Origin of the sequence: Paenibacillus sp. FSL R5-0713 (genome assembly GCF_037973325.1) — a bacterium.
GTDB lineage: Bacteria > Bacillota > Bacilli > Paenibacillales > Paenibacillaceae > Paenibacillus.
In genome coordinates this window covers 1,201,915-1,223,079 of sequence record NZ_CP150229.1, presented here as the reverse complement: position 1 = coordinate 1,223,079, position 21,165 = coordinate 1,201,915, and the positions used below count along the sequence as shown (strand labels likewise).

Below are 21,165 nucleotides of genomic sequence, written 5' to 3'. Positions count from 1 at the left end.
ATGATGAATCCTCCTTCTTGGTTTCTGTTAAGCAACTGAGGCTTATGTAACCATGGTAGAGGACGAACCTTTAGTGAATCTTAAATAACGACTACAACAAAAAAACGACTACAACAAAAAGTAGCCCATCAGGCTACATAAGTTGAACTATGAATGTTACACCTTATCACTCCGATTGCAGTACCATTTTCCGATCGCTCTTATCCCCAGATTTTCATCATTCCCTTTGTTTATGGGGAAAATCCGGTGATAAAAGGCTAACGCTACGCTTCTTCAAATTGGTTCTGCACTCTCCGTTTAGGTGTAAAATTGAGCTTCAACTTATATAGATACCTGCTAGGCTACTTATTCTGATCCTTTATAGTTCGGTAACGGTCACACCTTCTGCTTGGTAGTAGTCCTCATTCACGTTGTTTAGAATGTTAGCGTTTAGCAGAATGCCGACTCCGGCAAACAAGCCGATTCCGTTTGTGTTACCTTCGATTCGGTTATCCTCGATCAACACATTCTCGGGATTCCCTTCGCCTATATTGCCAGCTCCAGCATCGCCTTTGTCGCGCTCAAGCCGTACGCCCCAGTATCCACTGGCAGTATTGTTACGAATCACATTGCCGCGAATTACCGTACCTGGTCCATTTAATACTTTGATTCCAGCCGCATCTGCAATCGTGGTTGTATTCTCGATGAGATTATCTTCAATTAGAGTATCGGGAGTACCCATCGTCACCGAAATACCGATCCGGCTGTTCTTGATTGTGTTGTCATGAATGTAGTTTCCTTTGCCAGACTTGCTGTGGTTGCTGGGCGCTGAACCCCCTGTATTGCCAAGCCCAATCCCTGCACCTGTCAGCACATCCGTAATGACATTGCCGGAGATTTCATTCAAATACTCCAGTTCACCATGAAGATCAATGGCATCCAGCTTGGTTCCATTAAATGTATTGCCGCGTAACACGTTATTGTGAGCCACAAACTGAATCAGTGCTCCATGTCTGAGATAAGGACCCTCAAATGCACTGTCCTCCACCACATTCCATAACGTATCATTATCAAAACCAAGTCGATCGGTCTTGGCCGTTCCCTGAATCGAAATTCCGTATCCTGAACCTCCGGGGCCCAGATCTGTTGCATTGCGAAAGGTTGCATGCTTCACAACAACATCGCGGCTGTGCTCAATTCGGATCGCCATTCGTTTGAACTTCTCCACAATTACGCCTTCAATTGTAATGTCATACGATGGTAACTCACCATAATTGGCGATGTGAATCAGACTATCCGGCCCCCCAGCGGAGGGATTATTGGATTGATGATCCGTCGTGTAGCTGCCGGACCAGGATGAAGTTAGGGTCATGTTGGATACGAGAATGCTATGCTGAGCTGATGCCTTCAGAACGGCACTGCCCGTTACCTGATCCAGCGATGTCTTGAGCACGGTTCCTTCACGGCTCTCTCCTCTCAGATTCACGCCGGATTTGAGCATCAGGTTGGTGGTTCCATCCGGCCCGGATAACAAATTGTACACTCCATTGGGTAAAAACACTTCATCACCCACCTCAGCCTCATCAATAGCAGCCTGTATTGCTGGTCGGTCATCACTCGTGTTGTCGGCAGGATTTGCTCCAAAATCCCGTACATCAATTGTACGTCCGGTCACGGCATGTGGAACATGGACAACATGTGGTGTGCCATCTGTTTCCGTCAGACCTGGGGCGATAAAGGGCATCGTCCCTTCAGGTGGTTGTGGCACGATATATGGAATCAGAGCCACAGGTGTCCCTCCCCCTGCAAAAGGGGCATACAGATGCACATCGGTCAGACTTGTGTAAATACTCGCATCTGAATTGCCATGCCCTGTGATTCGTACATAACGTGCAGAAGTGTCTGGGATATCAAATGCCTGCATTTCGGTTGTATCCCCACTGCTTTCGCCGTTGAATACCTGGGTCCACTGCTCACCGTCAACAGACGATTCCATCTCAAAAAAGGTCTTTCGGACATCCCCTTTGTAAAAACCAATCCCCACATAACCCACTGACTGTATCTGACCCAGATCAAATGTGATCCATTGCCCCTCCCCGGCAACAGACCAGCGTGTATAGCTGTTATTATCGATGGTATTGGTCGCTAGGTTGCCGTCGCTGCCACTTGCCGTGACAGAAGCCACAGGCAGGGACGATAACGGGACGTCTAGGGTTGTCATTTCGGTTGATAGAGCACTGCTGATATTGCCCGCCTCGTCAATTGCTTTCACTTGAAACGTATACGATGTCCCAGCTGCAAGTTCGCTGTCACGAAATGACCGCTTACTTTGTTCTGCCAGCAGGACTCCATCCCGATAAATTCGGTAGGCAGATACAGCTGTATCATCGCTGGCCGCTGGCCATCTTAGTTCCGCAAAATCTGTCCCCCAGTTGCGAACCTCAAGCTCAGCTCCCTGCTCCCATTCGGGTGACTGCGTGTCACTGCCTTCTTCGATCAAAGCAATGACTGTTAACTGTGGACGCGGATTGCTCGTTCCGTTCGCTTCCTTGGTGTATACGTTTATGGAAACACCCGTTGATTCCGCATCCGCAAGCAAAAATGCAACCTGCTCCGCATCTGGACGACTCTTCACAACATCGGTTACATCCAGTTCATAGACGGCCGGGCTTCCATTCCGATCTGCCGTAACCTGGAATGTGCCGAGCAGCGAACCTTCGCTCAGACTTTGGACCGGAGCATTCGACCAGGTTAACGATGATTCGCTCCAGTCTGTTACATTCAAACCGTACAGAGACAACGTGGTATCAATATTTGATGTGCCTTTCTTGGCGGCAATCCGCAATCGATACCGATCTCCTTCCGGCTCATTTCCAGTCATATTAAATTTGAAGTACACATATTTCTTGGTTGATGAAGTGGAAGAGATGCTCAGTAATCCGTTGCTGGAGCCCGTGGCCTGATTGAAATTCAGGTCAGGCTTGCTGCTGTCAATCGCCGCATCGTCGCTTGGCAGCTTACTGGCGATGACCTTTTCAATCAACGGTTTTTCTTCAGCCACTTCTTCATCTTCAGGCGAAGTGTCTTCAGGATTGCTTTTGAAAATAATAGGCTCCGTTACAATCCGGTTCTTCACATGTTCATCCATGAAAGCCCATGCCTCTGCATTCGCAGTCTCGGAAGCGGTCCCTGTAAATCCATGGCCCTGACCAGGCACGACTTTCAAATCCACAATCGGCACACCCGCAGATTGAAGCTGTCCCGCGAAAGTAACGCTGTCGGTATAGGGAATAGTGGCGTCAGCATCACCGTGCCGAATCCAGAATGGTGGATCATCTGGTGAGGCATACGTGCCCGGCATGGCAAGTCTGGCCTGCTCCGGAACATCGAACGCGCGATGCCCGCCAAGCAGAGCTGTGACCGAGCTATAGTTATTAGCAAATGTCGTTGTAAAATCAGCAGGTCCGTACCAGTCGGCGACCGCCTGCACTTTGTCGGAATACTCAGACCATCCGCCTGAACCTTCCAGATCAGGTATATCTACTGTCACCCCTGTATCGAGCTCTACAGTGTTACCAGCGACCATGTCCCCTGTCGTACCAAGCAATGCAGCCAGATGTCCGCCCGCCGATGATCCCCAGACACCAATACGGCTTGGGTCCAGATTGTACTGCTCAGCGTGAGCTCGCAGGTATCGAATAGCAAGCTTTACATCCTGAATCTGGGCAGGGAAAGGTGCCTCAGGCGTCAGTCGGTAGTCCAGAGACACACCGATGTAACCGCGTTTGAGTACATAGTTGCATATGGAGTTCAATGCCTGCTTCCGGTCCCCGTGATTCCATCCACCTCCATGGATATAGACCATGACTGGCATCGGTTCAGCTGCCGCTGTCTCGGGAACGGCAATGGACGAATACATCGCCCGCCCACCAGCCGTACCGATCTCCACATCCTCGTATAAAGTCACTCCTTGCGGTGGCGTGAATTCAGTATTCTCTTCTCCAGGCGGCACTGGGGATGGGGCAGGCGTTATTCCGGGAATAGCCTGACCGTATATGGCAACATTGTCGATATACATGTTGGCCTGCATGGCATCTCCTGTCCGAAATCTAATTTTGACCGTGCTGTTATTGTTCGCTTCCGAACCCAGCGTCCAGCTTTTTAGCGTATTGCCTTCCTTATTCTTCAGGTCCGGGGTGCCCGGGGGAAGTTCAAATGTCTCCAGCGTCGTCCAGGATGTGCCACCATCCTTCGACCATTCGATAATCACACTTCCAGTTATATAGGAGGAAGCACGCGTGTAGTAGCTCAGCCGTATATTTCCGTATCCAGTCAAGTTTAGAGGCAGTGCAAGCGCATCGGTTCCGTCCATCTTGATCATATTGGGCAGCGAGGGAGCAGTCGTGGAAGATGACGTCTTGGCCTTGCTTCCACCTGCCCCTTCCTGCGACCAGGGAGCTCTCAATGCAATTCCACCTGTAGAGCCAAAATTGTCCGGGTCATCAAAGTTTTCCGCGTAAATCTCTAGCTCCGGGCCCTCCGGCTCCGGGACGTTTTCTCTTTCTTCCTGTATAGGGTTACGAATAGAGCTAGGAACAACATCTTCCATCGCCCGGACTTCATGCATGGGAACGATGGTGCCGTTAATGAGAATCATAGACATGGCAACAAGGACAACGCGCTTTTTCCACGTTTTGAACAAATTATTCACTTGTATCCCCTCCGCACGGTAGTCCAATCTCCTGACGTTATACCTTTGCAATTGCTGATGTTAATCATGCTTATGTCGAACAATTCTAGCGACGCGGTGCCGACACGCCTTCACCGTTCTTGAACTTCTCTGTGGCTTCCTTGATAGCCTGATCCCCGCCTTTGGATTTCCATTCCTCAACTACCTTCGGCCAATCGGAGATCGGCTCCTTGCCATATACCATCTTGATCATATGTGTGAGCAATACCTGAGGAGGTGTATCCGAATTGGGAGCAATATCGGGATTCTGTACAAAAGCTTCCAAACGCGGATCAAAGTTAATGCCATCCCGACCTTCTTTGGCTAAAACCGTATCGTAAATATTCATCAGCTTTTTGCCTTCTTCAGTCAGGGATAGGGAGCCTTTGTTGTATGTTGTGTCCTGTACGAACCATAAGAACGATTGACGGTAACGCTCCTCGTCCACGCCAGCAGAGTCTGTCGGAGCTGTATATGAAATCACACCATTATCCTCTGTATAGGTCTCTCCTTCCGTACCGTACGTGAAGAATTTCTCCGCTTCGTCAGACACCATCCAGTTGAAAAAACGGATAATGGAAGCCGGATCGGCCGCATTCTTATTAATAAAGTAGGCACGTGTCACAGGACCGTACAGATAATAACCGCCTTTTCCGTCCGGGCCGACAGGGGAAGGGATAATCTCGATTTTGGCATCGGGAACCGAGGCTTTAATCTGCTTCTCCCACTGGATCAGTTCGTTGGCATTCATGGACCACATGCCTGCTTTGCCGGAGAGGATCGTATTTTTGAATACGGTGGAATTAATCGTTGCGAACTCTTTGTTGATAAGCCCTTCCTCATACATCGTCTTATACACCGTCAGGGCTTGCTGCATATTCTCGTTATCCATGAACTTCGGTACAATCTGGTCGCCCTGCTGCTCCATCATGGACAAGAACTGCTGCACATCATAGGCACCAAAGAAGGTATCCGCATATTTGAAATCCTCACGCCCCATATATGGATTCTCCACGCCAAGCTTTTTAAAGGCGCGCAGCACTTCCATTGTCTCCTCCACCGTAGTAGGCACCGGCAATCCGGTTTGATCCAGCAAATCCTTACGAATCCAGGTTGCCCGGCGGGATGGATTGGATAAATATTCAGGGATGGCATAGATCTGGCCGTCATGGGTGACCTGGTCCCAGGCTTCCTTCGGCACGGCTTTCAGCAAATCTTGCCCATACTGCTGCAACAACTCATCCAGTGGCTGAAATACTCCGGCTTCGACCGAGCCGGCCATCTCCTTGCCGTTGACGCCGCCGTCACCCTGCACCACATCAGGAATATCATTGGTGGCAAACATTTGCACCATTTTCTGCTCATATTCCTTATGAGGCACCAGGACAATTTTGAGATCGGTATTGGTCAGATCCTCCAGCCTTTTCACCCATTTATCCTGGTTGATGTCGGGCGACTTCTCCACATACGTATACGCCAGCGTTCGCAGTGACATGGAGAACCTCGTCTTGCCGTCTCCCCCATTCTCACCGGATTTCGCCCCGCTTCCAGTGCTGCATCCCGCCATGACGGTTGTCGCCAGCAATAGCGCCATGCCTGTGACCATCCACTTTTTCATGCTACCCCTCTTTTCATCCTGATTTAGATTTAGGTACCACTCGTTGGTAAAGCGCTTTCAAATAGATGTTAAAACATCCCCACCGCCTGCAACAATGGGGATGTTTTAGATGAGATTGCGTTTTCTTTAGGTCAGCACTTACTAGTACGTCTTGGATACCTCGATCTTCTTTGTTATACCGTTGTCGGTAAAATAGAGATGAATGCCGTGATCCTGGTCATCGATGAAATAAGGGACATACTTCGGCTCCTCAATCTTATATGGCACAAGCAGCGTTACAATTCTATGGCTTGAAGCAGGCCGCGTTTCCGCGCTTAGATGATAATGTCTGTCCAGCCCTTCATACTCTGCCGGGTCCACCTCTGCGAATTGATCCGTCTGGCTGAGCGACAGTTCACCGGAGGAAGCATAGACAAATGTCCCCTCAAGCCCTGCCTTAGTACCGTTCAGACGGAAGGTCTGCCCTTTCAGCTGTAACGGGTGTAGTGCATGGAACAGCCATTGAACGCTGTCCGGCTGCTTCAGGTCAATGTGGTCCACAATGACGAAGTAGGATGATTGCAGAAAATGTATTTCCCGTACAACACGCTTCACATGCGGTACGGTGCTGGCGTAGGCATCGGTCGCTACCGCGCGCACATAACCATCACCGTCTCGCCAATACGCATCTTCGATCTGCCCGGTTGCCGCCATGTTCAGCACTTTGTTGTTCTCGGCATACTGACCTGCTCCGCCAATCAGCAGATTGTTTTTGGAACGTGTCTGCCTGCGCCATTCCCGGTGAAAGGAACTTCCATGCGCGATATAATAGCCGGTATCCGCCGCAAGCGGCTCACCGAATGCATGCAGGGTAAAGCTGTTCTGATCCGCATGGCTATGGCTGATGGAGCCATAACGGCTTGACTTGAGCAGCAGCATCATATGCTCATCCGGATCATCCATCCGGTGATGCATAGCTACCCATCCCACATCCCGGAACCATTTGAGCGGCTCGATGTTCACAGGTGACTCTTCCTCCACCTGCGGATAATCGTGGCGATATACCAATTCGTCAAAGTTAAAATCCCACCAGCCGTAGTTATAAAAGGCTCCCTCTGTCCCCGGATCGGATTGGCGTACACGCTCAAAGTACCACTGGTACCAGCGGTTGCCTGTAACACCTGCCAGTTGGCGCACAAGATAGCCTGTTTTCAAATTGACCGGGTCACCCAGCGTAGACTGATCTCCAAAGCTGGCGCGCCGTGCATCAGGCGGGTACACGTAGAGTGGAAAATCCCCGGTACGCTGGAAGAACGGTCGACGGAAGAAGTCGATGCCCGCATAGTTTCGCAGCAGATTCATCGCTTCGGTTACATAGGCCATGCCTGTTGTCCAGTACATCGGTCCTTCGGCCCAACCCCCATCACTGCCACCCCAAGGGGAGTACAGACAGGCATAATAATCGATCGCATAATCCAGCCACGCTGCAGCTTGCTGCTCCTCATGCAACAAAGCCATACAGCACGGTACAAGTACGGAAGACAATGAACGAATTGCATGGCTGTCATAGGGCACATGATGAATCTTTGAGCGGACCATTACATGCTGGGCTACCTGTTCTGTCCGCCGCAGCAAACTGCGTCTTACCACATCTTGCTCTTCACTGTTCAACTCATCATGCAGCCAGTCATAGCCCCAAGCAAGCGCCGCTGCGACCCGAAAGGCTGCCTCATCGTTATAATCGCGGGAGGTTGTTCCCTCCGTATCCCAGGCCGCCACATGCAGCAGCCAGGTTTTCGCCGCTTCAAGCAGCCGTTCGTCTCGAAGCACCCGCCCAGCGATACTCAGATGACGAATGGCATATAACACTTCCTGACAGTCAATGTACATTTGTCTCCACAACGTGGCGACACGTTTGTTATCCGGGTAAGGCAGCGGTTCACGAATTGGGTCACGGTCTGCCCACGGTTCCACGGAATTTGCCATAAACACATCCCAGCCGCAATACGTGGAGTCGGACGCAACACCATCGGCAAGCGCATTCAGTCCACGCTCACCAAGCCACAGCCGTGGGTGAGATGTGTCTGTGCAAACGTATCGTTGTGCCCGGGAGGGTAGAGGTGTCTCCGGTAGTCCCGCTGGAACCGTAAACCGCCGCACCTCACTCCATGATGACATTTCCTGCTGTTTCTCCTGCACGGCATCCGTTTCGGCTTCGCTTCCTTGCTGCATTGATTGATCTATAAGCAGCGCATATCGCCAATAATACTCTCCAGGTTCAAACACCCGCTCAGGTGTGAAAAAATTATACGGGAGCGGCGTAAAGGTCATCGTCTCTTCTTTCTGAAAAGAAGGGCTCGCCGATACTTGCAGCAGATAGGCATTCTCATCCTCCTGCTGTGCCGCCATCCAGGTAAACCTTGGCGGATTCTCTGCCAGAATGGTATGTTCATCAGGTGCATAGTCCACATGGAACGGCCCGCTAATAGGTTGGTACAACAGTCTTTCTGCAAGCTTCCGTTTCACTTCCATCGTATCATTCCCTCCTTATCGCAATGTTGTAGCCTCAACGCATGTACATTCCGCCATTGATTTCTATCGTCTCTCCGGTGATAAAAGCCCCCAGGTCAGAACACAGGTACAACGCCGCTCCTGCAACATCATCGGGAGTCCCTTCCCGTCCAAGCGGGATGCTGCCTACTGCAGAAGTCCGGCCTTCTGCCGAGGTGAACGTAGCATGGAATGCCGTCTGTCCAATGAAGCCCGGTGAAAGGGCATTAACCGTAATCCCCCCAGGAGCCAGTTCTTTGGCAAGCCCTTTGGTTAACGCAATGACAGCCGCCTTGGAGGCTGCGTAAATAGCTGCACCCGGCCCGCCCCCGTTATGAGCCGCTACCGAGGTCAGATTGATAATTCGTCCGCCTCCAGCCGCCTTCATGCCAGGAATGACCGCTTTGGAGACAAATACGGCGCTCTTCAGATTGACATCCATAATCCGGCTGTAAAGCTCCTCGCTCATCGTTTCAATAGGGCTCCGCTCCACCAGATGCCCCGCATTATTGATTAACAAGTCAATTGGACCGCCGAAACGAAGCGTGATATCCCCAACCATCGATTCTATGGCATCCATATCGGTCACATCGGCCTGAAATGCCGCCGCTTCACCACCAGCATCCCGAATCGCTGCCACGACCTCCTCCGCCCGCTCCATATTATGCAGACCATTCACAGCCACCTTTGCCCCACAGCGAGCCAATGACCCGGCAATAGCAGCGCCAATCCCTCCACTGGAACCTGTTACCAACGCAATTTTGTTCTGCAAGTTAATATTCATGTTTGATCTTCCTCCCTGTTATTGGTTTCAATTACATTAAATCCGCTTGCTGTGCTGATCGGCCGGAAGCGCCATCGTAATGGTCGTTCCCAAGCCTCGCTCACTCTCAATCATCAAGCCATACGTTTCTCCAAATACCAGTTGAATCCGTCGATGGACATTCATGAGACCAATGCCTCCACGATGGTAGAAATCATCGGAATCTTCCCCTGCCAGACGATTTAATTCCAGACGGTCACGCAGCTTCTTCAGGCGTTCATCGTTCATGCCCATGCCGTTATCCTGCACGATCACAAGGAAGCGATCTTCCAGGCGCCGAGCATCGATGCGGATATAATGACCCGGTTCCATGCCCTGTGGAAACGCATGTTGCAGCACATTCTCCACCAGGGGCTGGAGGGTGAGACGAACCATTTTTTCCAGCAACAGATCCGGTGCAATGATGACCTCCACTTCAAGCTCCCGATCCATGCGATGTTTCATGATAGAAAGGTAGGCGAGCACATGCTTCAACTCATTGGCCACCGTAATTTCCTCCAGATTGGTCTGAATGGAATAACGGAGCATATGGGCCATCGATTCCACCATCTGTGCAATTTCTTCGGAGTCCTGTACAACGGCATAACATTTGATCGTCTCCAGCGTGTTGTAGAGAAAATGCGGATTGATCTGCAACTGGAGCGCCTGAAATTCCGCACGGTGTCGTTCCAACGCCTCCTGCTGTAGCTCAATTTCCGACTTCTGGCGGCGCAGCTCCGACTCATATACACTCTCAATCATGTCCGACAAACGGCTGACCATCAGATTATAGCTGCGGATCAGCACGCCAATCTCATCACGCCTTTCCTTCATCTCCACCTTGTTCCAGATTCCCTTCTCCGTCTGTCTCATTCCGTTCATCAGCACCCGAATGGGTTCCACTTGAGATGCTCCGATCCGATACGCCACAACAAGCGCAGCGAGCAAGGTTCCTGCACCAACCCATAATGTAGCTGAGCGAATCGTTGCAATCGGCCTTTGAAGCTCCGACAGCGGCACGGAAGCGACAAAGCGCCAGCCCGAATAGGCAGACAGTTCCGATATAAACAGCCGTTTGGTGCCATCCGTATTCTGTTCCAGTGACCCTGCCTCCATGTGCATAAGTCTGTCCACGGTGCTGGATGACATCACGGTTTGCGCCTCCTCGACCCCAGGAAGGTAGATGACATTTCCGTTCTGATCCATCACATACTGATATCCCCCTTGACCGAGATCGAGTTCTCCCCAGATGTTGTCAAGCTCCAGCACATTCACTTCCATCGCCAGCACTCCGTTTGGTGTGTAGGAGGACATCCCCCTGATCCGGCGTGCAATCGTAATGACATTCGAACTCTGTCCACTGCGAATACTGCGGGTGAGCAACGTCGATTCGCCATTCGCAGGGGTCGTAGCGAGCAGCTCCTTATACTGCTGGGCAGCATCGATATCGGGTATGCCCGCTGAATTCTGGTTGTCATCGATGACAACCCGCCCGTTCTCCCCGATAACATACAGGAACTTGATCTGTGGATATAACATAAATACAGGCGGGAACACGTTCCTTTTAATCTGACGGCTGTACTCGTAATAGGCATAACTATCCTCCGAATTCATATCGAGGAAATGCTTCACACTTCCATTAGAGAGGATAGAGTACGTTGAGCGATCATAATTTTGCAAATACAGGTCGGTTTGGTACGCCGTATTACGCATCGTTTGGGCGATGTTGCCCGCCAACTGGTCGTTCATCTCAGTTGAGGCATAGGTGTAGGTAAACAAGCCGATAGCAGACAGGGACAACGTAATTACGATGGCAAAATGAAAGAACAGGCGGATCGACAAGCTGCGCTTCATCATTCAATGCCCAACTTGCTACGGTATTCGGACGGGGTCAGTCCGGTAATCTTCTTGAATGTCTTGGTAAAATGGGGATGATCCGCATACCCCACTTCGTAGGATATATCCGTAATCCGGTTGCCCGGCTGTTCCAGCATGCGTTTGGCCAGTTCCATTTTGCTGCGTATCCGGTATTGAATAAAGGTCTGACCTGTCGTCTGTTTAAACAGTTGGCTGAAATAGGACGGGTTCAGTCCCAACTTGGCGGCAATCTCGTCAAGCGACACTTCCCTGCGCAAATGCTGTTCCAGATAAGCCTTAGCTTCTTCCACCGGATGTTTGCGCTTGCCGCTGCGCTTTTCCTTGATCGTCTTCATCAACATATGGATTTCGTTGCCCAGAGCCTTGAAGCACTCTTTTGAGGAAGCGCTTTCATTAATCTGACTGGACGTACTCATGGTTCCGTTTCCCCGTGCATTCATTCTGGCTACAATCAATTCCAGCAATTCCTGAAAAAGCTCCGCTGTCTGCTCAGGCATCAGGGCATATGCCGGATAACGATCTGACCATGCTGCGAGCAACTCCGTCACATCGGATTGTCTTAGCTCCCATATCGCCTCTTCCAGACGCATCGCCCAATCGTTCAGCTCCCTCACGGGTACAAGAGAAACCGTAGGTTTATCCTCTTCGGATGCCAGCAATTTGAGCAGCAGTTCATGAAGCTCCTGTCGTCCCACAGGTTTCAGCAAATATCGCTTTACCCCATAATCCATACAGGCTCTTGCATATTCAAAGTCCGAATAACCGGAGACCACAACAATGCGTATCGTACTGCCTTGCTCGGATAAACGACGGCAGAGCTCAATACCGTCCATCGTTGGCATGCGGATATCCGTAAACAGGATGTGCGGCCGAAAGTCTCCCATCACTTGGAGAGCTTCTTCCCCATGTGCAGCCTGCCGAATCTCACAGTCGAACAGTCCCGCTTGTTTGATCATCTTCGCCAGACCCATTCGAATCATTGGCTCATCGTCCGTAATCAAGATTCTGAACATCGCCATTCCCCCGTTTCCGTCAGATCTGTATGTTGCTTGTACTTAAGATTTGACGGAGCCGACCATGATTCCTTTTACAAAATGCTTTTGCAGGAAAGGGTAAATGATAATGATCGGCAAGGTGGCGATAATAATGGTTGCCATTTTGATGCCTTCCGGCGATGTATGCGCAAGGGTGCTATAGACGGCAGAACCTGGATCGACGGAAATATCGTCACTTTCAAACAGCTTCTTGAGTGTTACCTGGATCGGCCACCAGGCCGGATCATTCAGATAATAGAGCGCCGTGGAATACGCATTCCAGTGGCCTACCGCATAGAAAATACCGAGTGATGCCATGGCCGGTTTGGACAATGGGATGACGATACGCCAGATGATACCGAATTCTCCACAGCCATCGATACGAGCAGCGTCAATCAGCTCACCCGGCAGCTGTGCGAAGAACGAGCGCATAACGAAGAAATTAAAGGCATTAATCGCTCCGGGCACAATCAGCACCAGTGGATTGTTAACCAGATGCAGTTCTTTCATCAGGATAAAGTTCGGAATGAGCGGCGCCGAGAATACGACGGTTACCAGGACAAACATGACAACGAGAGAGCGTCCCTTGTACTCTGGACGAGACACAGGATACGCAAGTGATGCCGTTGCCGCAAGATTGACCAGCGTCCCGAACAGCGTCACCCCAACCGATACCGCAAATGCCCTCCAGAATGCAGCATCGCCAAATACATATTCATAATTGATCCAGGTAAAATCAACAGGCCAGAAGCTAACCTTTCCACCCATGATCGCTTCCGAGCTGCTGAGTGATTGGGCCAGCACATTAATGAAAGGCAGAATCATCGTCAACGAGAGCAGCGTTAGAAAAACGAGATTACCAATGCGAAATATACGGTAACGGACACTGGGGGTACGCATAGAGCTCGCCTCCTAATACAGGCTTTCGCCGGTTGTTTTTTTGCTGAAGAAATTACCGAGTAGAACAAGCATCAAACCCACGACCGACTTGAACAATCCGATGGCCGTTGTATAACTGTATTGCTGTGAGAGAAGCCCGGCTTTGTAAATATACGTATCGAGAATTTCACCCGATTCCAGATTGAGCGGATTCAGGAATACAAACACACGCTCAAAGCCCAGATCGAGGAACTTCCCAATGTGCAGCAGGAGCAGGATCATAATCGTCGGCAGCAAGGATGGCAGGGTAATCGACCATATTTGCTTCAAACGTCCGGCTCCATCCACCTCTGCCGCCTCATACAGATCGGGATTGATGCCAGCAATGGCTGCCAGGAAAATAATCGTTCCATACCCAGAGTCACGCCAGATGCCGGAACCAATCAGAATGGAACGAATATACGAGTCTTCTCCAAGAAAGTAGATTGGTTGCATCCCCAGAAACCCAAGTGCCTTGTTCACCACCCCGGCATCCATCGAGAAAATGCCCATGAAGATTCCGCTAATAACGACCCAGGATAGAAAGTGAGGCATGTATACAATCGTTTGCAGCAACCGCTTAAATACAATCATCCGTACTTCATTTAGCAGAATGGCCAGTAAGATCGGTACCGGGAATGCAATTACCAGATCATATAGTCCAAGCAGAAGTGTATTATTGAGAATTCGCAAAAAGTCATAATGGCTGAACATCTTCTGGAAATGTTCCAATCCTACCCAATCACTGCCGGTGATACCTTTGAAAATGTTGTAGTTCTGAAAGGCAATGATGGAGCCGAAGAGAGGCACATATTTGAAGAGGAAAAAATACAGGATACCCGGTACGGAGAGCAGATATAGGATCCGGTATCGCCACAGATAACGTCCTGTATCTCCGAGCCGGGTGCCCAGACCAGACGAGTGAAGTCCGGTTGTTCCCCGGCTTGGTGGCACGATATCCGCCGGCTTCACGTCTTCTCCCCTCCCTGCTTCTGTGTTTGCATGGCTCTCAAATTATCAGGAACGTTCTCGTCCCATGGGATTTCATTAAATTCAACGGAAATATAATTCGGCTCACGGTCGATAATACGCGAGAGCTCGCGTGTGAACACCTCCACTATCTCCTGCTTTTGCTCATCCGTCCTGCCTTCATACAGCCTGATCGTAATTTCTGGCATCCGAGTTAAGCTCCCTTCAATCCATAATGTAAACGCTTTAACAACTTTATCTTAGCGCTCCTGCATAAGGGCAACAATGGACTGTCTTTTCGTTCTCTTGTGTTTTCTTTAGGTCATGGCAAACAAACCCAAAAGGTCCCCTTTATGAAAGGGGAGTCCCATTTATTTTGAAATTAGTCATCAATCCAACGTCTTGTTATATCATGTTTCAGTCCTTCTGACCTTGCATTAACAAACGTAATAATAAAGATCGAAAACGAAAAACACGCCCACAGAACCAGTACCTTAGAACCATTTTTGCACGAAAAGCTAATATTAATATGACTTTATAACGATATATTCTACGAAGTAACTTACCTGGGGGTCCTATAAGTGAAGTAGAACTTGTAACAATGCAAGAAGCACACTGCATCATAAGAGAATGTCACATAACCACAGTAAAAATAAGAATTATAGAAGTTGCACGATAATCATTTCCCACTAAATATTCGTTAGATTACATAGCGTATAGCATCCCATCCAGGTATAGTGCATTTTCATATTTGTAGAAGGAGTGAACCATCTTGTTTAATAAGCTTCGCTGGAGTACCATGCCTTTCTTTATCAAAAATTTGGTGATTTCATTCGGCAGTATCACGTTGATTGGTGTAATCCTGATCACTGCCGCATATCAATTGCAGAAAAACATTCTGGTTGAACAGCTGCACGACCAGGCTACCGTCATCACCCAGAAATGGTACGATGATCTCGACACTGCCAAAGTGGCAGAAGCGGCTAAGGAAAAAAGCTACTCCGGTCCTGTACAGCAGGAAATGAAAGCTTACCTTGATTCCATCCATGAGTTCTATCCAAACATCGCACAGGCGTACATTTTCGGTTCAGAACTTGAAGAAGGAGACGGAACGTCCATCATCGCCATTCCAACGAACCTGTTGCAACCATTTGAGGAAGGTAATCTGCCCGCAGGTGCCATGTATCCGCTACCTCAAAATAACGTTGTGGTGCTGGAACAGATGAAAAAGGACGGGAAGCCTGCTTTCAGTGACTTCTACACGGACGAGTACGGAACTTGGACCACTCTGATCTACCCTATTAATAATGCAGATGGCTCCATGTACGCTGCTCTTTACTTCGATGTTGATGCAAGTGCCGTTCCAAAAGGACTTAAGGAATTGCTTACGTACGGATTGATGTTCCTTGTCGGATTCCTGATCCTGTTCATGGTGTTGCAATTCATATTGCTGAAAAGAACGTTGCTTCCAATTCGCAACCTGATGAAAGGTATCGAAGAAGTCAGCACGGGTAATCTGGACGTAATCATCGACACCGGGCGAGATGATCTGGGTATCATCAACGAGAAGTTTAATGCGATGATCCATCGCTTCAATACAACCATCTATAAAGTACAGAATACTTCACATCACCTCTCGGAATCTTCCAAACAACTACTGGGCATTTCCGAGAAAAATAATGTGAACATTCAATCCATCAGCACCAATATTCGGGAGATATCCACCGGACTGGTGTCTCAGGACAAAGCAACGGTAGAGAATGCACGTGCCATGACAGAGATGTCAACGGTCGTACAGACCATCGCCAGCAGTTCAGCTGATGTGGCAGACGAAGCACTCAGCATGGAGCAGCGCTCCAGTACAGGTAATGTAGTGATGCAGCAAGTTATTGAGCAAATGCGCCTGATCTCCGGTGCAGTGCAAAATACGTCAAACTCGATTCAGTCGTTGGAAAATAACTCGAATGAGATTAGCAACATCGTCAATCTGATTACGGAGATCGCCGGACAAACCAACTTGCTTGCACTCAATGCTTCCATTGAGGCAGCACGCGCAGGTGAAGAAGGACGAGGTTTTGCCGTGGTTGCAGGCGAGGTACGTAATCTGGCGGAACAATCCCAGGAATCAGCCAAGCAGATTAGACAGTTAATTGAGGAGATCCAGCGGGATATCACTCAGTCTGCCGCGGCGATGCAGTTGGGTTCCAAGGAAGTAACGAAAGGCTTGGAAGTTACCCAAGAGACAGGTGTATTCTTCGAGAATATTCTGACTGCTACGAATAAAGTTGCAAACCAGATTCAGGATATCTCCAGTTCAACCGAAGAGATCTCGGCAAGCACACAGGAAATGTCTGCCACGGCGGATGAACTGTCTGCCAATGTCAGCAAGGCAGCAAGCAGCAGTAAACAAATTGAGCAGTCCATTGAGGAGCAGGAAGCCTCCATGGCTGCCATTGTAAGTGCCTCCGATGAACTCTCGGTTGTCTCCGAGCAGCTGCAAGAACTGATTTCATTCTTTAAAGTACGAGCAGAATAGAATTAAGTAGGACACAGATAACAGGAATAGATACAGATAACAATAATAAGACACAGTAAAAACCAAGGCTCATGAGTAATTAACTCGAAGCCTTGGTTTTTTGTTGTTACCAGGGTAGGTGGATAGGTTCCAGGTATCATTTAACAAACAGTAATTCTTCTGCATTTATAATCATCTTTTTCTCGTCATTGTAGCTGAATTGTTGAACCTCCACTCCACACTATAATCCAGCAGCTGCTTTAATTTCTTTTCTCTGAGAAACGATTAACGATTGTAACTTTTCTGTTCCAAAAGCACCTGCTGAGAAAGCATTCGCTTCTGGATAATAAACCATTCGAAAAGATGTTCCATCTTGAAGATGCACACGTAAAAAAATTCCTGTCTCATGCTTGGATTTCTTATACACTTCATCAAAGCCAACGTATCGCAACGGCAGAAGCTCGTTCATGAATTCAGATGCGGCTTCCTGGGGGAAGTCACCAATTGAGCTGCCATCATTGCCGCTTTCAAGGCTGACTTTTTCCACTTTGCCTTCAATGTCCATCAGGTCTCCCATTGTCTTCGCATGGGGATTTTCTTTTGCTTCGTAAACCTTATTATTCGCTACCACGCGATAATGTGACTTATAACCTTTTAGTTCATACATAACCGTTCCAATTGGAAGATATGCCGCATCTCCATTCTCGGTCACGTGATCCGCACACACATGCTCGTTCAGCATGTAGCTCACTTCCCCTATCCTGTCCCCAATTTGCTCTGCAGGTACCTCTTTGGTCCCTTCGTTGTTTTGAAAGTATGTAACATCATTGAACATCAGAAAATCAATCCATTCAATGGTTCCCGGGCATCCCTTCGTTGATTCCTTTGCCACTTCTTCCGTATTCGTTTCATGGGGTTTGGATGTTATTTCCCCCTTATTCGATATTCCACAGCCAACAATAATGACTAGCATCAAAAGCATACTCAAACGCTGGCTCCAATATTTAAATGGTTTCATTCTCAATCACCTCAACCTATTAGACGGATTCAACGAAGACATAGTTACAAGCTTTTTTTCGCTCAGTATTTTACTCGTTAAACGCTCCGTCATTGCTTTTTCATATGAGCATCACATTCGCACCTATGGAACCTATCCCAGCACTTTTATGACAAAGATCACATCCACCTTCCCTGTTCAAGTGCTACATTTGTTAACGACCAACTGACCATAATAGTAAATCGGTCATAAAAGTTTTATCTTCCCATTTATCCTTTCAACCACAAGGAGGTGTAAATACCATGAAAACGATAGATCGAAGGCAACAGGTTATGGACTCTGCCGAGAAATCCTTTGCCCTGTTTGGCTACAAGGCCACAACGATGGAGCAGGTTGCGAGACTTGCCAATGTGGGCAAGGGAACGATCTATACTTTTTTCGAAAATAAAGAAGAACTGTTCAGCGAGATTCTGCGCTCGATCATTACGGACATGAGACAGATTACAGAGCAGACCGTGAAGGAAGAGAATTCCTTTCTGGATAACGTGCATATGAGTATGGACTCTCTGCTGGAGTACCGGGAGGAACATGAGTTGTTGATCAAGCTTTTTCAGGAGGTTAACGAGTTCGGTACACTGCAAGCCAAGGAAGGTTTGCAGCAAGTGGAGACAGCCATTCTCGAATATCTGGAGCGTCAGGTCAGCCGTGCCATGGAGTTAGAGCAGATTCGCAGAGACGATCCCAAACTGGTTTCTTTTGTCCTGCTGAAGCTGTATGTCACCTTAACCTCGGATTGGAACAAAGCGCATCCTACGCTGCATAAGGATCAGATCAAGGATTTTGTGGGCCTCTTTCTCAAGAATGGCTTATCCCCCACCTAGAGAAAGGCAACCTACTAGATCCAACACATAATAGAGACAGAACAAATGGATGAGCGTAAGGATAGGGAGAGAACATGATGAAATCATTCCACGTATTTGGGCAGGATCTGAAGTCCGCCTTCAAGAAACCAAAAGTATTTATTCCGATTCTCGTTGTACTGTTCATTCCGGTATTGTATAGCGGCCTGTTCCTGAATGCATTCTGGGACCCTTATGGCAAAATGAATGAATTACCTGTAGCCGTGGTCAACACGGATCAGGGTGCAGTCTACAACGACAAATCACTGGAGGTCGGTCAGAATCTGATCGATGAATTGAAAAAAAGCGATGATTTCAACTGGCAATTCGTTACTCGTGAACAAGCAGATCAAGGCATGGAAGACAATAAATATTATATGACGATTGTTATTCCGGAGGACTTTTCCTCCAAAGCAACGACCCTGATGGATGAGCACCCTGAGCCAGCAGATCTGATCTACGAACCCAATGAAGGATACAACTTCCTCGCGGGTCAGATCGGTGGCACGGCGGTTAAACAAATCCGCTCCAAAGTTGCTGCCAAAGTCACAGAATCGTATACCGAAACGTTATTGGATCAGGTCGAAAAAATTTCAGGCGGTCTGGCGGATGCCGGGGATGGCGCAGGTCAGATTCATGATGGTGCGATCAAACTGGATGAGGGTGCTGCTACATTAAAAGAGAACCTCTCCAAACTGGTTGCTGGCACCGACAAGCTCGAAACGGGCGTGGTTTCGTTAGAAGAAGGTACGTCCACTCTCGCCCAAGGCACAGGTGATCTTCATACTGGCGCAAGTGCCCTTTCCAGTGGGCTATCCCAACTCGCAGCAGCAGGCACGAAGCTGAGTGATGGAGCAACCCAGGCCGAAATGGGCGGCAAACAGTTACAGGCTGGTCTTCAATCTGCTCAGGAAGGTGCGGCTAAGCTGGATGCAGGACTTGCGGCTTCCGAGGAAGGTAGTGCGAAGCTAACAGCTGGACTGCAAAGCTCTGTTGAGGGCAGCGGCAAAGTTAGCGAGGGTGCCAAAACGGTTGCACAAGGACTCGCCCAATTGGCTGAATCCAGTCCGGAACTGGCCGCAAGTCCTGCTGTTCAGCAGCTCCTGGCAGCAAGTCAGGCCGTAGCCGCTGGCAGTGAACAAGTGTATCAGGGCGGACAGCAGTTGGTCGCAGGCAGCCAAAACCTGTACGCTGCACAGCAGCAACTGCATCAAGGCAGCAGCCAGTTGGCACAGGGTGAACAACAACTCGTACAAGGTGCCACTCAATTATCCGCCGGACACGAAAAGCTTGCGACGGGCCTACAGCAATTCAATTCCAAATTATCCGAAGCAGCGTCTGGAGCAGCTAAACTTGCGGACGGTTCAGGTCAATTGGATGCTGGTGCAGGCAAGTTGGTTGCGGGTGTAAGCCAGCTCACAGACGGAATCTCAACACTTGCAGATGGCTCACATAAGCTGGATGACGGCGCCGGTCAGTTAAAAGAAGGTACGTTGACGTTAACGGATGGCTCTGGTGAACTTGCCACCAAGCTGAATGAAGCGGCTGAGCAGACGGGGAGTGTGAAAAAGACCGATGAACTGGTAACGATGTATGCGGAGCCTGTTCAGGTCGATGAGCATAAATATAATGAGGTACCCAATTATGGTACAGGATTCTCGCCATACTTCCTGTCACTGGGGCTGTTTGTCGGGGCATTGATTGCGACATTGGTTGTGCCAACACGCGGTAGCACGGTTAGCGAGGCAAGTGGCTGGAATCGTTTTGTGAGTAAAACGCTGGCTTTCACACTTATGAGTGCTGTGCAATCCCTACTTGCTTCGTGGCTCGTATTGTACGGCTTGGGTCTGAATGTTCAGAGCGTTCCGTTGTTCCTCTTGTTCAGCTTTGTGACCAGCCTAAGTTTCATGTACATCATTCAGGCACTGGTGACTTGGTTGGAAAATCCGGGACGATTCCTCGCAATTCTGATGCTAATCTTCCAGCTTACGACCAGCGCGGGTACCTTCCCGCTCGAACTGATTCCAAACTGGTTGAAGGTGTTTAATCCATGGCTGCCTATGACCTATTCGGTAACAGGTTATAAAGCAGTTATCTCAAGCGGACAGTTCGGCGTGGCTTGGGATCAGCTCGGTATACTGTGCATCTTTGCGGTAATTGGTCTTGGAGGAACTCTAACGTACTTCCTGATGCACCGCACCACGGAGAGCGAAAACGTTAGCAGTGAAGTTGCACTGCACGCGTAGTATGAAAAAATAGACAAGGCATATCCCCTTGTCCTGACTCGCTGGATGATCG

13 protein-coding genes are annotated in these 21,165 nt (G+C 49.1%); 3 read left to right on the top strand and 10 right to left on the bottom strand.

All coding sequences use genetic code 11. The annotated features are described in order from the left end of the window. Positions 1-358: 358 nt before the first annotated feature. From MKZ12_RS05390 to MKZ12_RS05350, 9 genes are all read right to left on the bottom strand, one after another. Positions 359-4,690, bottom strand: coding sequence for an alpha/beta hydrolase fold domain-containing protein (locus tag MKZ12_RS05390; protein WP_339259167.1), 4,332 nt, complete (start codon positions 4,688-4,690; stop codon positions 359-361). A gap of 85 nt (positions 4,691-4,775) precedes the next feature. Further along, positions 4,776-6,326 carry an extracellular solute-binding protein gene (locus MKZ12_RS05385; RefSeq protein WP_339259166.1) on the bottom strand — a complete coding sequence of 517 codons (1,551 nt, stop codon included), beginning with the start codon at positions 6,324-6,326 and terminating at the stop codon, positions 4,776-4,778. 141 nt (positions 6,327-6,467) lie between these two features. After that, positions 6,468-8,837: a DUF4962 domain-containing protein gene (locus tag MKZ12_RS05380; protein WP_339259164.1), complete on the bottom strand. Its 2,370-nt coding sequence runs from the start codon at positions 8,835-8,837 to the stop codon at positions 6,468-6,470. A gap of 34 nt (positions 8,838-8,871) precedes the next feature. Further along, complete coding sequence (locus MKZ12_RS05375; protein ID WP_339259162.1) at positions 8,872-9,639, bottom strand: 3-oxoacyl-ACP reductase family protein; 768 nt, start codon at positions 9,637-9,639, stop codon at positions 8,872-8,874. A 36-nt stretch (positions 9,640-9,675) separates the two neighbouring features. Next, positions 9,676-11,514: a sensor histidine kinase gene (locus MKZ12_RS05370; RefSeq protein ID WP_339259161.1), complete on the bottom strand. Its 1,839-nt coding sequence runs from the start codon at positions 11,512-11,514 to the stop codon at positions 9,676-9,678. Continuing rightward, positions 11,511-12,548, bottom strand: coding sequence for a response regulator (locus MKZ12_RS05365; protein ID WP_339259160.1), 1,038 nt, complete (start codon positions 12,546-12,548; stop codon positions 11,511-11,513). Before MKZ12_RS05365 ends, MKZ12_RS05370 begins: the two co-directional genes overlap by 4 nt. A gap of 42 nt (positions 12,549-12,590) precedes the next feature. Continuing rightward, complete coding sequence (locus tag MKZ12_RS05360; protein ID WP_124117211.1) at positions 12,591-13,469, bottom strand: carbohydrate ABC transporter permease; 879 nt, start codon at positions 13,467-13,469, stop codon at positions 12,591-12,593. A 12-nt stretch (positions 13,470-13,481) separates the two neighbouring features. After that, complete coding sequence (locus tag MKZ12_RS05355; RefSeq protein ID WP_253442400.1) at positions 13,482-14,399, bottom strand: ABC transporter permease subunit; 918 nt, start codon at positions 14,397-14,399, stop codon at positions 13,482-13,484. A gap of 56 nt (positions 14,400-14,455) precedes the next feature. Continuing rightward, positions 14,456-14,665: a tautomerase family protein gene (locus tag MKZ12_RS05350; protein ID WP_339240000.1), complete on the bottom strand. Its 210-nt coding sequence runs from the start codon at positions 14,663-14,665 to the stop codon at positions 14,456-14,458. A gap of 590 nt (positions 14,666-15,255) precedes the next feature. On the opposite strand from MKZ12_RS05350, the gene MKZ12_RS05345 reads away from it, so the two are divergent. Next, a complete protein-coding gene (locus tag MKZ12_RS05345) occupies positions 15,256-16,992 on the top strand; it encodes a HAMP domain-containing methyl-accepting chemotaxis protein (protein WP_339261320.1) in 1,737 nt (578 codons plus the stop codon). A gap of 220 nt (positions 16,993-17,212) precedes the next feature. On the opposite strand, the gene MKZ12_RS05340 is transcribed toward MKZ12_RS05345, so the two are convergent. Next, positions 17,213-17,989: a hypothetical protein gene (locus tag MKZ12_RS05340; protein ID WP_339259158.1), complete on the bottom strand. Its 777-nt coding sequence runs from the start codon at positions 17,987-17,989 to the stop codon at positions 17,213-17,215. A gap of 281 nt (positions 17,990-18,270) precedes the next feature. Here MKZ12_RS05340 and MKZ12_RS05335 point away from each other — a divergent pair, with 281 nt between their 5' ends. Continuing rightward, the gene (locus MKZ12_RS05335) at positions 18,271-18,849 is read left to right on the top strand and encodes a TetR/AcrR family transcriptional regulator (protein ID WP_339239997.1); all 579 of its coding nucleotides are present in this window, start codon (positions 18,271-18,273) and stop codon (positions 18,847-18,849) included. 77 nt (positions 18,850-18,926) lie between these two features. Beyond that, on the top strand, positions 18,927-21,113 hold the full coding sequence (locus MKZ12_RS05330) for a YhgE/Pip domain-containing protein (RefSeq protein ID WP_339261319.1): 2,187 nt from the start codon (positions 18,927-18,929) through the stop codon (positions 21,111-21,113). Positions 21,114-21,165 lie beyond the last annotated feature (52 nt).